General features: G+C 54.2%; 10 protein-coding genes. 8 read left to right on the top strand and 2 right to left on the bottom strand.

Annotated features, from left to right (window positions below):
- Positions 1-10 precede the first annotated feature (10 nt).
- The gene (locus VHE34_RS11020) at positions 11-1,168 is read right to left on the bottom strand and encodes a Gfo/Idh/MocA family oxidoreductase (protein ID WP_325587727.1); all 1,158 of its coding nucleotides are present in this window, start codon (positions 1,166-1,168) and stop codon (positions 11-13) included.
- A 123-nt stretch (positions 1,169-1,291) separates the two neighbouring features.
- Here VHE34_RS11020 and VHE34_RS11025 point away from each other — a divergent pair, with 123 nt between their 5' ends.
- The 5 genes from VHE34_RS11025 to VHE34_RS11045 are packed head-to-tail and all read left to right on the top strand — an operon-like array spanning position 1,292 to position 7,463.
- Complete coding sequence (locus tag VHE34_RS11025) at positions 1,292-2,542, top strand: MFS transporter (protein WP_325587729.1); 1,251 nt, start codon at positions 1,292-1,294, stop codon at positions 2,540-2,542.
- 46 nt (positions 2,543-2,588) lie between these two features.
- On the top strand, positions 2,589-3,485 hold the full coding sequence (locus VHE34_RS11030; RefSeq protein WP_325587731.1) for a hydroxypyruvate isomerase family protein: 897 nt from the start codon (positions 2,589-2,591) through the stop codon (positions 3,483-3,485).
- A 26-nt stretch (positions 3,486-3,511) separates the two neighbouring features.
- Positions 3,512-5,191 carry a GMC family oxidoreductase gene (locus tag VHE34_RS11035; RefSeq protein WP_325587733.1) on the top strand — a complete coding sequence of 560 codons (1,680 nt, stop codon included), beginning with the start codon at positions 3,512-3,514 and terminating at the stop codon, positions 5,189-5,191.
- Positions 5,192-5,194: 3 nt separating this feature from the next.
- Positions 5,195-6,868, top strand: coding sequence for a GMC family oxidoreductase (locus VHE34_RS11040; protein WP_325587735.1), 1,674 nt, complete (start codon positions 5,195-5,197; stop codon positions 6,866-6,868).
- Between the two features lie 10 nt (positions 6,869-6,878).
- On the top strand, positions 6,879-7,463 hold the full coding sequence (locus VHE34_RS11045) for a gluconate 2-dehydrogenase subunit 3 family protein (RefSeq protein WP_325587737.1): 585 nt from the start codon (positions 6,879-6,881) through the stop codon (positions 7,461-7,463).
- A gap of 50 nt (positions 7,464-7,513) precedes the next feature.
- On the opposite strand, the gene VHE34_RS11050 is transcribed toward VHE34_RS11045, so the two are convergent.
- On the bottom strand, positions 7,514-7,813 hold the full coding sequence (locus VHE34_RS11050; RefSeq protein WP_325587739.1) for a hypothetical protein: 300 nt from the start codon (positions 7,811-7,813) through the stop codon (positions 7,514-7,516).
- Positions 7,814-7,937: 124 nt separating this feature from the next.
- Here VHE34_RS11050 and VHE34_RS11055 point away from each other — a divergent pair, with 124 nt between their 5' ends.
- From VHE34_RS11055 to VHE34_RS11065, 3 genes are all read left to right on the top strand, one after another.
- Positions 7,938-9,410 carry an FG-GAP repeat domain-containing protein gene (locus VHE34_RS11055; protein WP_325587741.1) on the top strand — a complete coding sequence of 491 codons (1,473 nt, stop codon included), beginning with the start codon at positions 7,938-7,940 and terminating at the stop codon, positions 9,408-9,410.
- Positions 9,411-9,523: 113 nt separating this feature from the next.
- A complete protein-coding gene (locus VHE34_RS11060; protein ID WP_325587743.1) occupies positions 9,524-12,769 on the top strand; it encodes a TonB-dependent receptor in 3,246 nt (1,081 codons plus the stop codon).
- Between the two features lie 40 nt (positions 12,770-12,809).
- Complete coding sequence (locus tag VHE34_RS11065; RefSeq protein ID WP_325587745.1) at positions 12,810-14,645, top strand: RagB/SusD family nutrient uptake outer membrane protein; 1,836 nt, start codon at positions 12,810-12,812, stop codon at positions 14,643-14,645.
- The last annotated feature ends 98 nt before the right edge of the window (positions 14,646-14,743 follow it).

Here is a 14,743-nt window from a genome sequence, read left to right on the forward strand (position 1 = left end):
GTTTTTATAATTAGATGGTGAACGGGGTCCATTTCTCTTTGCTTTCGTTGCTGCGGATGAGATTGTCGATGAAAGCCATTCCGCGAACGCCGTCTTCAGCCGAGGGGAAGTCGAGGGCTTCTTTTGGCGGGGTCGTACCGTCGATGCGGGCCGCGAGTGTTATGGCGAAGTCGCGGTAGAGGTTACCGAAGGCTTCGAGGTAGCCTTCGGGGTGGCCGCCGGGCGTACGGGTGTTGAATTTCGCGTAGGAGCCGAGATAGCCCATGCCGGCACGGTACAACTGGGTGGGCTGGTCGAGCCATTTTACGAGCAGGGTGTTTGGCTCCTGCTGGGCCCATTCGATACCGCCGTTCTCGCCATAGACGCGGATCTTCAATGCGTTCTCTTCGCCTGCCGCGACCTGGGAGGCCGTGAGGACGCCGGTGGCGCCGTTGTCGAAGCGGAGAAGGACGTTGCCGTCGTCGTCGAGGGCGCGGCCGGGTACGAAGATGTGGAGATCGGCACAAAGCTGGCTTATTTTCAGCCCGCTGATGTATTCTGCGAGATGGGCTGCATGCGTGCCGATGTCGCCCATGGCGCCGGCTTTCCCCGAGCGTTTGGGATCGGTCCGCCATTCGGCCTGTTTGCTGCCGTCCTTTTCGGAGAGGCGGCTGAGCCAGCCCTGGGGATATTCTACATATATTTTCCTGATGGCGCCGAAGACGCCTTCTTTTATCATTTGCCTTGCCTGTTTGACCATCGGGTAACCCGAGTAGGTGTGGGTGAGGCAGAGGAGGAGACCGGTGTCAGCTACTTTTTTACTTAGCTGCTTTGCTTCGTCGAGGGAGAAGGTCATGGGTTTGTCGAGGACGACATGAAATCCTTTCTCCAGAGCGAGCATGGCAGGGGCGAAGTGGAGGTGGTTGGGGGTTACGATGACCACGAAGTCCATTCGTTTATCCGCCGGGAGCTTGCTTTCCTTTTCGATCATCTCTTCGTAGGAAAGATAGATCCGGTCGTCCGGGAGGAAGAGGTCTTTACCGGATGCGCGCGCGTTGTCGGGCTGGCTGCTAAAGGCTCCGCAGACCAGCTCGATGAGACCGTCCATATTGGCGGCGATGCGATGAACGGCGCCGATGAAGGCGTTCCGGCCGCCGCCGATCATTCCCATTCGAAGTTTTCTATTCATAGTATATATTCGTTCGAAGTTGTCTGCAATTTTAGGTTAGATTATTAAAATTAAAAAATTACATTTACATTGTGTCCAGTTGACAATTAAAGTGCCGAAGGCACTATATTAAACGATCTTGCCATGAGTAACACTTCCTCTATCAATGCCAGCAAGCTCTTTCTGGCCAGTCGAATTGCCCTCATTTTTACTGCCATGACCTTTGCCTTCCGGGCTTCGTTGGAGGGTGTGTGGGGGAATGAATTTCACCTGACCAAGGAGCAGATCGGCTGGGTCTTCGGGCCGGCCTTTTACGGGTTTACGCTGGCTATGGTCTTTGGAGGCCCGTTGTGCGATGTTTTGGGGATGAAGAGGCTTTTGGGACTGGCCTTTATCGGGCATGTCGCGGGGGTGGTCGTTTATCTCGTATCGAAAGACGCGACCATGTTGTTCATCGGGACGTTGTGTATCGGGATCGGCAACGGGATGGTGGAAGCCGCCTGTAACCCGCTGACGGTTACGCTTTATCCGAACAATAAAACGACGATGCTGAATCGTTTCCATGTCTGGTTCCCCGGCGGGATCACCGTCGGCGGGATCATCGCTTACCTTATGATGGATGTGATGCATCTGGGCTGGCACGCCCTTATTTCGGTGCTGTTCATTCCGGCCATCATCTATGGGGTCTTATTCTGGCGCCTCGAATTTCCCAAAACGGAGCGGGTGACGTCGGGTGTCAGCACCAAGGATATGTTCCTGTCCTGTCTTACGCCGTTGTTCCTCATCATGCTGCTCTGTATGTTCCTGACGGCTGCCACGGAACTGGGCACCAATCAATGGATCGTTGCCTTGTTGCAGGGAGCGGGTGTATCGGGGATCCTGGTGCTTGTTTTCATCAACGGGATCATGGCCCTGGGCCGGAGCTTTGCCGGACCGGTGGTGCACCGGTTGAACCCCAATGGGATGTTGATCTTCTCCGCCATATTTGCAGCGATCGGGCTTGTGCTGCTGAGCAAGGCGACGGGTTATGCTGCGTTTGGCGCGGCGCTGGTCTTTGCTGCGGGTATCTGTTTCTTTTGGCCGACGATGTTGGGATTTGTGGCCGAATATGTGCCGAAATCCGGTGCGCTGGGACTTTCGCTGATGGGAGGGGCGGGGATGTTCTCCGTTTCGCTGATCCTGCCGCTGATGGGAAAATGGTATGACGATTTCAAGGCGGCTGCGATCGCTTCGGGGACGAGCGCCGCGGGGGCGGATGCCGTGGCGGGGTCGAGCACCTTCCTGAAGGTGGCGATCATGCCGGCTATATTGATCGTGATCTTTTCGCTGATCTATGTTCTGCGCCGGAAATCGCAGGCGGCGGGCAAACCGCAGGCTGCGGGTGCGTCACATTGATCGTTTTTTTGTAAATTACTTTTTTTAATCGCCGGGACCACAAAATATGTCTAAATCATCTTCAAGACGCACCGCAATCAAGAATATCGTTGCGGGGACCGCTGCGTTCGGAGCCACAGGACTCTTATCTTCACTCGAGGCTTCTGCGGAGAAGCTGGAAAAAACTCACCAATTGAAATTAAAAGGCACGATCAACCACTCGGTATGCCGGTGGTGTTACCAGGACATTCCGTTGGAAGACCTTTGTGTGGCCGTCAGGAAGATCGGGTTCAGCGCGATCGACCTGGTCGGGCCGAAGGACTGGCCGACGTTGAAGAATCACGATATTTATTCCTCCATGTGTAACGGTGCGGAGATCAGCCTGACGAAGGGTTGGAACCATACGGAGTATCACCCGACGCTGATCCAGAGCTATACGGAGCATATCGGGCTTGTTGCCGATGCCGGCTACAAGAACCTGATCTGTTTCAGCGGCAACCGCGAGGGGATGGATGACGAGACGGGTTTGAAGAACTGTGTGACGGGGCTGCAGGAGATCATCGGGCTTGCGGAGAAGAAAGGAGTCATCATCCAAATGGAGCTGCTGAACAGCAAGATCAATCATAAGGACCAGATGTGTGACAATACGAAATGGGGGATCGAGCTGGTGAAGCGGTTGGGTTCGGAGAATTTCAAGCTCCTTTACGATATCTACCATATGCAGATCGACGAAGGGGATGTGATCCGGACGATCACGGACAACCATCAATATTTCGGACACTATCATACCGGTGGCGTTCCGGGGCGGAATGAGATCGATGAGACGCAGGAGCTGTACTACCCGGCGATAATGCGGGGGATTGCCGCGACGGGGTACAAGGGGTTTGTGGCGCAGGAGTTCATTCCTTCGCGGCCGGACAAACTGAAGTCGCTGGAGCAGGGCGTTATTATTTGTGACATCTAGAAACATTATAAAACACTATACAGAACATGGCTGACAATACTTATGACGCGATCGTCATCGGATCGGGCATCAGCGGGGGCTGGGCCGCCAAAGAGCTTACCCAAAAAGGATTGAAGACGATCATGCTGGAACGCGGTCGTCATATCGAGCATGTGAAAGATTATGTCAACGCCAATAAGGAGGCCTGGGATTATCCGCATCGCGGGCATGCCACGGAGCAGATGAAGAAGGACTACCCGGTGTTGAAGCGGGATTACCCGTTGAACGAGACGAACCTGGATTACTGGTGCAAGGACAGCGAGAGTCCGTATACGGAGACGAAGCGATTCGACTGGTTCCGGGGATATCATACGGGCGGGCGTTCGCTGATGTGGGGACGGCAGAGCTACCGGTGGAGCGATTTCGATTTCGAGGCGAACAAGCGCGAGGGGATCGCGATAGACTGGCCGGTACGGTATCATGAGATCGAGCCCTGGTATACGTATGTCGAGAAATGGGCGGGCATCAGCGGATCGAAGGAGAACATTCCGCATCTGCCCGACAGCCATTTTCTTCCGCCTTATGATATGACCTGTGTGGAGAAGGATATTTCCGCGCGGCTGAAGGAGCATTATAAAGGGATGCGGCATATGATCATCGGCCGGGTGGCGAATATCACGGTCCCGCACGAAGGAAGGCCGGGTTGCCAGTTCCGGAACAAGTGCTGGCTGGGTTGTCCGTTCGGCGGGTATTTCAGCACGCAGTCGTCGACGTTGCCGGCGGCGCAGGCGACGGGTCTGCTGACCCTGCGTCCCTGGTCCATCGTGACGAAGATCCTTTATGACAAGGATACGAAGAAGGCGACGGGCGTCGAGGTATTGGATGCCGAGACCAACAAGACCTACGAGTATAAGGCGAAGATCATTTTCCTGAATGCCTCCACGCTGAACAGCGCGTGGATACTCATGAACTCTGCTACCGATATCTGGCCCGATGGATTGGGCAGCAGCAGCGGCGAACTGGGTCATAATCTCATGGACCACCATCTCGGTGTAGGCGCCAGTGGGCTTGTTGAAGGATATGAGGACAAATACTATTTCGGCCGCAGGGCGAACGGGATCTATATCCCGCGCTTCCGCAATATCAATGGCGATAAGCGCGACTACCTGCGTGGTTTTGGTTACCAGGGTGGCGGCGGCCGTGAGGGTTATGCTCATGAGGTAGCGGAATACGCTATCGGCAAGGAATACAAGGAGGCGTTGACGGAACCCGGGCCGTGGCGGATGAATATCGGCGGTTTTGGGGAGATCATGCCTTATCACGACAATAAGGTCACGCTGGATAGGACGAAGAAGGACAAGTGGGGATTGAATGTCCTGAACATCGACTGCGAGCTGAAGGAGAATGAATTGAAGATGCGTAAGGACATGGAGGCCGATGCTGTGGAGATGCTGGAGGCCTGCGGCGTTAAAAATGTCAAGAGCCGGAGCGACAATCCATTTCCCGGCCGTGGCATCCACGAGATGGGTACGGCGCGGATGGGACGGGACCCAAAGACTTCGGTGCTGAACAGCTGGAACCAGGTATGGGATGCGAAGAACGTGTTTGTGACGGATGGTTCCTTTATGGTCTCGGCCAACTGCGTGAACCCGTCGCTATCGTATATGGCGTTCACGGCGCGGGCTGCGGACCATGCGGTGAGCGAGTTGAAAAAAGGCAATATCTAAACGATGAACAATTTTGATGCGATAGTGATCGGCAGCGGGATCAGCGGCGGCTGGGCGGCGAAGGAGTTGACCGAGAAGGGGCTTACGACGCTGATGCTCGAGCGCGGACCGAACTATGAGCACGTAAAAGACTATAAGACGGCGCAACTGGATCCCTGGGATTTTCCGCACCGGGGTAAGGTGACGCAGCAGGAGCTGAAGGACCGGCCGTATATCGCCAGGACCTGGGGCGCCACGGAGGCGGTGATCGACAGCTGGGCAAAGGATGTGGATTGTCCTTATTCGGAGGTCAAGCCCTTCAACTGGTGGCGGGCATACCGGCTGGGGGGCCGAAGCATCCTCTGGGGCCGGCAGAGCTACCGGTGGAGTGACCACGATTTTGAAGCCAATGCCAAAGACGGGTGGGCGATCGACTGGCCGATCCGGTATAAGGATCTCGAGCCCTGGTATGATCATGTGGAGCGGTTTACGGGCGTAAGCGGCAGTAAGGAGGGATTACCCCAGTTGCCTGATGGGCATTTCCTGCCGCCGATGGAGATGAATTGTGTGGAGAAGGATGTGGCGGCCCGGATCAGGGAGCATTGGAAGGGCCAGCGGCGGATGATCATCGGGCGCACGGCCAACCTGACGGCGCCGATCCCCGGGAGGACGCAGTGTCAATTCCGCAACCGGTGCTGGGAGGGGTGTCCGTTCGGCGGATACTTCAGTACACAGTCTTCGACGTTACCGGCGGCGGTGGCGACGGGTAAGCTGACGGTGAGGCCCTATTCGATCGTAACCCGCATTCTGTATGACAAGGATAAGAAGCGGGCAACGGGGGTGGAGGTGCTGGACGCCGAAACGAACAAAACCTATACCTTTACTTCGAAGATCGTTTTTGTCAATGCGAGTGCGTTGAACAGCGCCTGGGTGTTGATGAATTCCGCCACGGATGTGTGGCCGGGCGGGCTTGGCAGCAGCAGTGGCGAGCTTGGGCATAATATCATGGATCATCACTATAATACCGGCGCTGCCGGGGTGATGGAGGGATATGAGGACAAGTATGTGTATGGGCGGAGGGCCAATGGGATCTATATCGTGCGGTTCGCGAACCTGTTTGGCGACAAGCGGGATTATCTTCGGGGCTTTGGCTACCAGGGTGGGGCGAGCCGGGAAGGGTGGCAGCGGAATGTGGCCGAGATGAGCATTGGGGCTCCGTTGAAGGAAACGCTGACGGAGCCGGGGCAGTGGACGATCGGGATCACGGGTTTTGGAGAGTTGCTGCCGTATCATGAGAATAAGATCACGCTCGACGCCAATCGCAAGGACAAGTGGGGATTGCCGGTGTTATCGATGGATGCGGAGTTAAAGGATAACGAGAGGAAGATGCGGAAGGACATGCAGTCGGAGGCCGTGGCGATGCTGGAGGCGGCGGGTGTGAAGGGTGTTCATACCTGGGACCGGGGTCACCCGGTGGGGGATGGCATTCATGAGATGGGTTCGGCGCGGATGGGGCGTGATGCGAAAACCAGCGTGCTGAACGGGTACAACCAGGTATGGGATGCGCCGAATGTCTTTGTGACGGACGGGGCCTGTATGGTGTCGTCGGCATGTCAGAATCCTTCCTTAACTTACATGGCCCTGACGGCGAGGGCGGCGGATCATGCCGTGAAGGAATTGAAAAAAGGAAACATCTAAAATTTCGAATATGAATAGAAGAGACGCATTGGCCCGGGTCGGGCTGTTACTGGGCGGGACCATTATCGGGGCCGAGGCCTTTCTGTCCGGCTGTACCAATCCGCCGGCGAAGAATATCGGCGGTGCGGGGACCAATTTCTCCAATGACGATATCGCTTTTCTCGACGAGGTAGCCGAGACCATCCTGCCCAAGACGGACACCCCGGGCGCCAAAGAGGCGAAGGTGGGTGATTTCATGGGGCGGATCGTGAAGGATTGTTATACCGAGGCCGATCAGAAGGTCTTTATCGACGGGATGCAGAAGCTGGATGCTGCCTGTAAGACGAAGAATGGCGGCAAGTCCTTTATGGATTGCACGCCCGAGCAGCGGCATGATCTGTTGGTCGACCTCGATAAGGAGCAAAAAGACTATATGGCCAAGAAGAAGAAGGAGGATCCTTCGCACTATTTCCGCATGATGAAGGAGCTTACGCTTTGGGGGTACTTTACTTCGGAGCCGGGTGCAACGAAGGCTTTGCGTTATGTAGCCGTTCCAGGCAAGTACGAGGGTTGTGTCGACTATAAGAAGGGTGAGAAGGCGTGGGCGACGTCTTAATAAGCTGAAGTTTTAGGACAGTGGCGGCGTTGCAGCGCAACGCCGCTCCGTCATTTTATGACGGTATTGAAGTCCTTTGAGACTCTTCCTCTTACTTTTCCGGTAGTATCGGAGCCGTCGGACCGTTGGAGTCTGATCGTAAACTCACAATCATAATATTTAACGTCTTCGTAGTAGACAACGTCGGTGATCTGGAAATTGATCGGGGGTGTATTGGGTGGCCTTTGCTTTTGTAATTTTTTCGCCATTGCTTCCTTGAGATGATCTTTCAGGTCTTCGGCCGACCTTTTAGTCCGGCAGTTTACCATGGCGAAGAGGAGCAACAATACGGACCAGGCTATCTTTTTCATGCCAATGAAGATACTTCAAAAAATAACTGTGCGGTGCGAGGGATTTTTTTCGTGGCGGGGCTGGCCGTTTGCGTCCTTGTTCATTCTCTGTTGCCGTCAACCCGCGCATAATTCGAACGGGGTTTTGATCGCCGACTCATCGATAAGGCATGGCCGGGCGCTGGCCGCGACGTATTGCCAGTCCTGTCATCTTTTACCGGACCCCCTATTGCTGGATAAGAGAACGTGGGAGAAGGGCGTATTGCCGGCGATGGGGCCGCGGCTGGGGATCTTTCATTATAACCGGGTACAATACCCCTCGTATCGATTTGATCCTTACGTAGGCAGCGGCGCCTATCCCTCGAGGCCATTGCTGGCCGACTGGCAGTGGCAGGAACTTATCGACTATTATTCGGGTGTGGCGCCGGATTCGATGCCGCCGCAACCCCGGCACGAGGCCATTCAGGAGGGCTTTTCTCTTTTTGCTCCGTCCGGTATCCCTGGCGGATATGGACCCGTCACTTGTTTCGTACGTATCGACACTGCCGGAAAGCGACGTCAGCTTCTGATGGGAAGGGTGTTCCCGGGTGTGCTGAACCGTTACAACAGCCGGTTGCAAAAACTGGATTCACTGATCGTTCGCGGCGGGATCGTCGATATGCAGCTCGGGGATACGTCGGGAGTGGCTTGTGATATCGGCAATATCAATCCGAACAATGCCCGGCTTGGCGGCGCCTATAGAGTCCATATCGACAGTGGGGGCGGGATGCGGATGGACAGCCAACCTTTTTTATGGGACCTGGCGAGGCCGGTGCAGGTAACGGGTGCGGATCTGAATGGAGACGGGCGGACCGATTACCTGGTCTGTGAGTTTGGAAACCTAAGGGGCGCGCTAAGCTGGATGGAGGATAACGGCAAGGGTGGTTTTGTCAGGCATGTACTGAGAGCGCAGCCGGGTGCGATCCGGGCCTATATACAGGACGTCGACAAGGACGGGAGACCGGATGTCTGGGTGTTGTTTGCGCAGGGGGACGAGGGGATCTTCCTGTATATGAACAAAGGACAGGGGAGATTCGAGGAGCGGAGGGTGCTGCGCTTCCCGCCGGTCTACGGGTCTTCGTCGTTCGAACTGGCCGATATGAATGGGGATGGTCATCCGGACATAGTATATACCTGTGGTGACAATGCCGATTATTCCGTGGAGTTCAAGCCTTACCATGGGGTTTATATTTTTTTGAACGATGGGAAAAACCGATTTTACAGAAAGTTCTTCTACCCGATCAACGGGTGTTATAAGGCCCTTGCCCGGGACTTTGACGGAGATGGGGACATGGACCTGGCGGTGACTGCTTTTTTTGCCGACTATGAGCACAATCCAGGCGAGGGGTTCGTGTACTTCGAGAACCGGGGGAATTGGGTGTTCCGGCCGTATACGGTCGCGGCTGCGAGGAGTGGGAGGTGGTTGACGATGGATGCGGCGGACATGGATGGGGACGGTAAGACCGACCTGGTACTGGGTAACTTTTCGGTGGGGCCTGTTTTGAGCAGGGACACGACGGATTGGAAGAAAGGTCCCAGCGTATTGCTTTTGAAGGGACTGGGAAAGAATAGGCGTTAACGGAGATTAAAAAAAAGTACAAGGAATTGTTAAAATAATATCAATTTTTTATCTACATTGGGTGTAGTTTCGACTTAGATTTTATACAACCATTCAAAACTACTCACGAAGTTATGCCATCCAAAACTAACGGAGCTTGCAAAGGCTATGGCCTTGGTGTTATTGCCTTGCTATTAAGCTTTAGTCTTTTTGCGCAGACGACCATTACCGGAAGGGTCATTGGTAAGTTGGACAACCAGCCGGTACTTGGCGCGACGGTTCAGGTTAAAGGCTCGAAAGCTGCCACATCTACAGGAGCAGACGGAACATTCAGTTTAAAATTACCGGGTAACAATGCCAATCCGACGCTGGTGATCACGGCGATCGGGTTTGAGCAATTCCAGATTCCCGTTGCGGGGCGGACGAGCCTGGGTGATCTTTCGCTCACGCAGAGCAACAGTACGCTCAATGATGTGATCGTCACCGGTTACACGGCGCAGAAGAAGAAGGACATCACCGGGGCCGTTGCTGTCGTGGACATCAAGAACATGAAGAGCGTTCCGGGTTCGACGACGGAAAGCCTTCTGCAGGGCCAGGCGGCGGGTGTTACGGTGATCAACTCGGGTCAGCCGGGTGGTGGGAGTAACGTGCGGATCCGGGGTATTACGTCTAACGGAAATGTCGATCCTCTCGTAATTGTCGATGGGGTGCAGGGAAGCCTGCATGATTTGAACCAGGCCGATATCGAATCCATCCAGGTGCTGAAGGATGCCGGTGCGACCGCGATCTATGGGGTACAGGGTTCGAACGGGGTTATCGTCGTTACCACGAAGAGGGGTAAAGGGAAAGCCACGATCACTTATGACGGGTTTTACGGCACACAACGGCCGTTAAAGAACGGGTTCCGTCTTGGAGGAAGTCAAAACTATGCGGATGTTCTCTGGCTGGAGTCGTACAACGAAGGGACGGTGCCGGGGAACCTTTGGTTTGGAAAGGGTGGTGCGACCTATGCTCCTCCCACGCTGCCTGATTATCTGTCGCCGACCCCGTACAGTGATGCGAATGGGACACCGAACCCCAGCTATACCGCCAATCAGAATCCGGGTGCCTATGATATTGTCAACAACCAGATCACAAAAACGAATAAGGTAGGGACGGATTGGTTCCATGAGATATTCAAACCTGCGCCCTGGCAGCAGCATTCTATTTCCGCCAGCGGATCGAGTGATAAATCTTCGTATTATTTCTCGCTGAACTATCTGAACGACCAGGGAACGCTCATCGATACCTATCTGAAGCGTTATGCGGTTCGCGCCAACACGGTCTTTAATGTTAAGAACCATGTCCGGATCGGCGAGAATGCCTATATCTTCTTCAAGGAGAATCCGCAGATCACCAACCAGAATGAAGGCAATGCGATCTCTTATGCGTATCGTATCCCGCCGTTGGTCCCCGTCTATGATGTCGTCGGAAACTATGCCGGTACCCATTCCTTTACCATCAATAACTCCGCTCAGCCGGTAGCGGTACAGGAGAGGCAGAAAGACAATAAGGGCAATGACTGGCAAATCAGCGGGAATGTCTTTGCCGAGGTCGATTTTCTGAACCATTTCACCGCCAGGTCGAGTGTGGGCGGGACGGTTGATAACTACTACTACTACTACTTCAACTACACTCCGTATGAGAATGCGGAAGGCAGTACCGCGCAAAACGGGTTCACCGAAGGCGGGGGCTACAATAATACGGTGATTTGGACCAATACGCTGAACTACAGCCAGACCTTCGGCGATCATAGTTTGAAGGTGCTGGTTGGTACGGAGGCGAAGAACTATTCGGGTCGCGGTCTGCAGGGACAGCGCGCTAATTATTTCTCGACGAACCCGGATTACTGGACGCTCGAAACGGGTTCGCCGTCTACGCAGGCGAACAGGGGATTGACCACCGCTTACAATGCGGGTGACCCTTATCAAAACTCGATTTGGTCCTATCTTGGCCGGTTGGACTATGCTTTTAAAGACAAGTACCTGGTAAGCGGTACGCTGCGCAGGGATGCATCTTCCAAGTTCAGTCCAGGACATCAGGTGGGCTGGTTCCCCTCGGTTTCCCTTGGCTGGCGTATTTCCCAGGAGGATTTCATGAAGGACGTCACCTGGCTGAACGATTTGAAGTTGCGCGGCAGCTGGGGAAAATCGGGTAATCTCGGGAACGTGAACAGCACCAACCCGTATAACCTCTTCGGCAGTAACGCTTATAATTCGTATTACGACATATCCGGAAGCAGTACCGGTTCGACGCTTGGATTTTATGCCAGCAACCTGGGCAACCCGGCTACAACCTGGGAGAAGGATAATTTGACGGATGTAGGGGTAGACTTCACCGTCAAGCATTTCGATGTGACTGTCGACTGGTTCAAGAAGTCGATCAGCGGATTGCTGTTTACGTCGCCGGGCACGGCCTTTATCGGCGGGGCTGCGCTGCCGCAGGTTAACCTGGGGGATATTCAGAACGTCGGCTTTGATGGTAGCATCACTTACCATGGCCAGGTGAACAGGGATTTCCACTTTGACATTACCGGTACCTTTACGCATTATTCGAGTAAAGTGATCAGCCTGCCTCCGGGGATCAAATATGTCGACTATACCAATGCGGGTTCGAACCGGATCGGCTCGTTTACACGGTTTCAACCCGGCCAGCCGATCGGCGAATTCTACGGCTACAAGGTCGACGGCTATTTCAAGGACGATGCGGATGTACAGAAGTCGCCGACTCAGGCAAATGCAGCGCCGGGCTTCTTCAAATATGACGATGTCAACCATAGCGGCGCAATCACCGATAGCGACCGTACCTGGATCGGCAATCCCAATCCGAAGCTTACCTATGGCCTGAACCTGGCGGCCAGTTACAAGGGCTTTGATTTTGCCGCCTTCTTCTATGGATCGTACGGGCAAGATATCTTCAATTATGTCAAATATTGGACTGCGTTGCCACAAGTGTTCCAGGGAAATGTTTACGCGGATCTGATCCAGAATTCCTGGTCGCCGACCAACCTAAACCCGAAATATCCCAAGATCTCTACGGTATCCGGGTTCAGCAATACGAACGTTATCAACAGCTGGTATGTCGAGAAGGGTTCTTATCTCCGCCTGAAGTCGCTGACCATAGGGTATACGATCGACCCCAACCTGCTTAAGAGGGTGGGTATCGACCGGCTGCGAATCTACCTGCAGGGCGCCAACCTGTTTACGGTCACTCCTTATAAGGGCCTTGATCCGGAGTTACAGGGTGCGAACCTGTCCGATCAAACCAATTTCGGGATCGACCTGGGTAATTACCCGGCCAATCAGAAGACTTATGTGTTGGGCATCAACCTGACCTTCTAAATTTGAACCTATTAAAATCGACAGATAAAAATAATGCTGTATGAACAAGCTACAACGTAAATATAAAATATTGCTGCCGGGCGTGTTTCTTTTTCTGGTGCTGCTCGTCGCTTGCGGGAAGAAATTCCTGAACAAGCCACCCCAGGGAACTTTGAATCCCTCCATTGTTGCCAACAAAGATGGGGTGCAGGGGATACTGATCGGCGCCTATTCCGGACTCGATGGAGAGGGGTTGAACAATTCCGGCTGGGGTTCGGCGGCTTCCAACTGGACCTATGGCGAGGTTGCGGCCGACAATGCCTACAAGGGTTCAACTGCCTCGGACCAGGGCGATGTCGTAGGGTTGTTCCAATGGAATGCGACCCCGACCAACGGCTATGTATCCAACAAATGGGATGCGATGTATGACGCTATCCAGCGTTGCAATGACGTGATCCGTACGATGCGGCAGGCAAAGGATATCAGCGGCGCCGATACGGTGGAGTTCAAGGCTGAGGCCTTGTTTTTGCGGGGATTCTATTATTTCGAGCTGCGGAAAATATTCCACTATCCCTCCTGGGTAGACGAGAGCGTAACTTTTTCCAACAATAATTTCCGGGTACCTAATGTCGATGGTAGCGGCAATTATGTCGAGATCTGGCCGAAGATAGAAGCCGACTTCCAATACGCAATGGCTAATCTGCCCGCCACCCAGCCAAACAAAGGGCAAGCCAATAAATATGCGGCCGAGGCTTTCCTGGCGAAAGTGTATATGTTCGAGCAACAATACGACAAGGCAGCTCCCCTGTTGGATGATCTTATCACCAACGGAGTAACGGCGCATGGCGACAAGTATGCTTTGCAGACAAACTATTCCACGAATTTCGATCCGGATCCAGGCGCCAAGAACAATCCGGAAAGTGTATTTGCCGCGCAGATGTCGGTCAACGACGGTTCGGCTGCTGCCGGCTCCGGTAACGGGAACTACGGCGATGTGTTGAACTTCCCATATGGCGGCGGCCCGGGCGCCTGCTGCGGATTCTTCAATCCTTCGCAGGACCTTGCGAATGCCTATAAGACGGATGCCAACGGGCTCCCGCTTCTTGGGACGGCATTTCAGGCCGGTGCAAATGTCAGTGACGGGACGGCGGGTCAATATACCGGCAATCTCGATCCGCGCATTGATATCAGCATCGGCAGAGCCGGAATCCCTTACCTGGACTGGGGGCCGCATCCCGGCGACAGCTGGATCCGCAGCACGGGTGATGACGGCCACTTCAGCCCTAAGAAGAATGTATATGCAAAATCGCAGCAGGGGACTCTCTCCGATGTCGAGAATAACTGGGCGAACGTAGAGTTGGACGCCAATAACGTCAATCTGATCCGCTTTGCCGATGTGCTTCTATGGCGTGCGGAGTGTTATGTGCTGGGGTCCGCCGTTGATCTGGCGAAGGCGGAGGCCCTGGTCAACCAGGTGCGAACCCGCGCCGCCAACCCCAACTGGTGGGTGTACAAGGATGGCGCATTCGATGCTGCCACTTACACCTATAAGGGTGGCACCATTCCGGCCGATAACTACAAGATCAGTGTCTATCCTTTGGGATATTTTGCCAATGCCGCCATCGCGATGGCGGCCATCGAAATGGAAAGACGGCTTGAACTGGCCATGGAAGGTCATCGTTTCTTCGATCTGCAGCGCTGGCAGGTGGCGTTCCCGGGGAGTATGACGGCGATTCTGAATACGTATGCACAGATCCAGGCGCCGATCCATCCGGCTCAATATAAGAATGTGACCTTTACGACCGGGAAGTCGGAATATTTCCCGATCCCGCAGGATCAGATCGATGCCAACAATGCCTCCGGTAAGGTTGTCCTGAAGCAGATACCGGGATACTAAACAAGTTTACAACAGCTACTACAACCATTAAAAAACGAGGCCGTCGGCAGACGGCCTCGTTTTTTAATGCATGGTAATTGTTCATTTTTTACCGAAAT

Origin of the sequence: Puia sp. (assembly GCF_035546395.1) — a bacterium.
Classification (GTDB): domain Bacteria; phylum Bacteroidota; class Bacteroidia; order Chitinophagales; family Chitinophagaceae; genus Puia.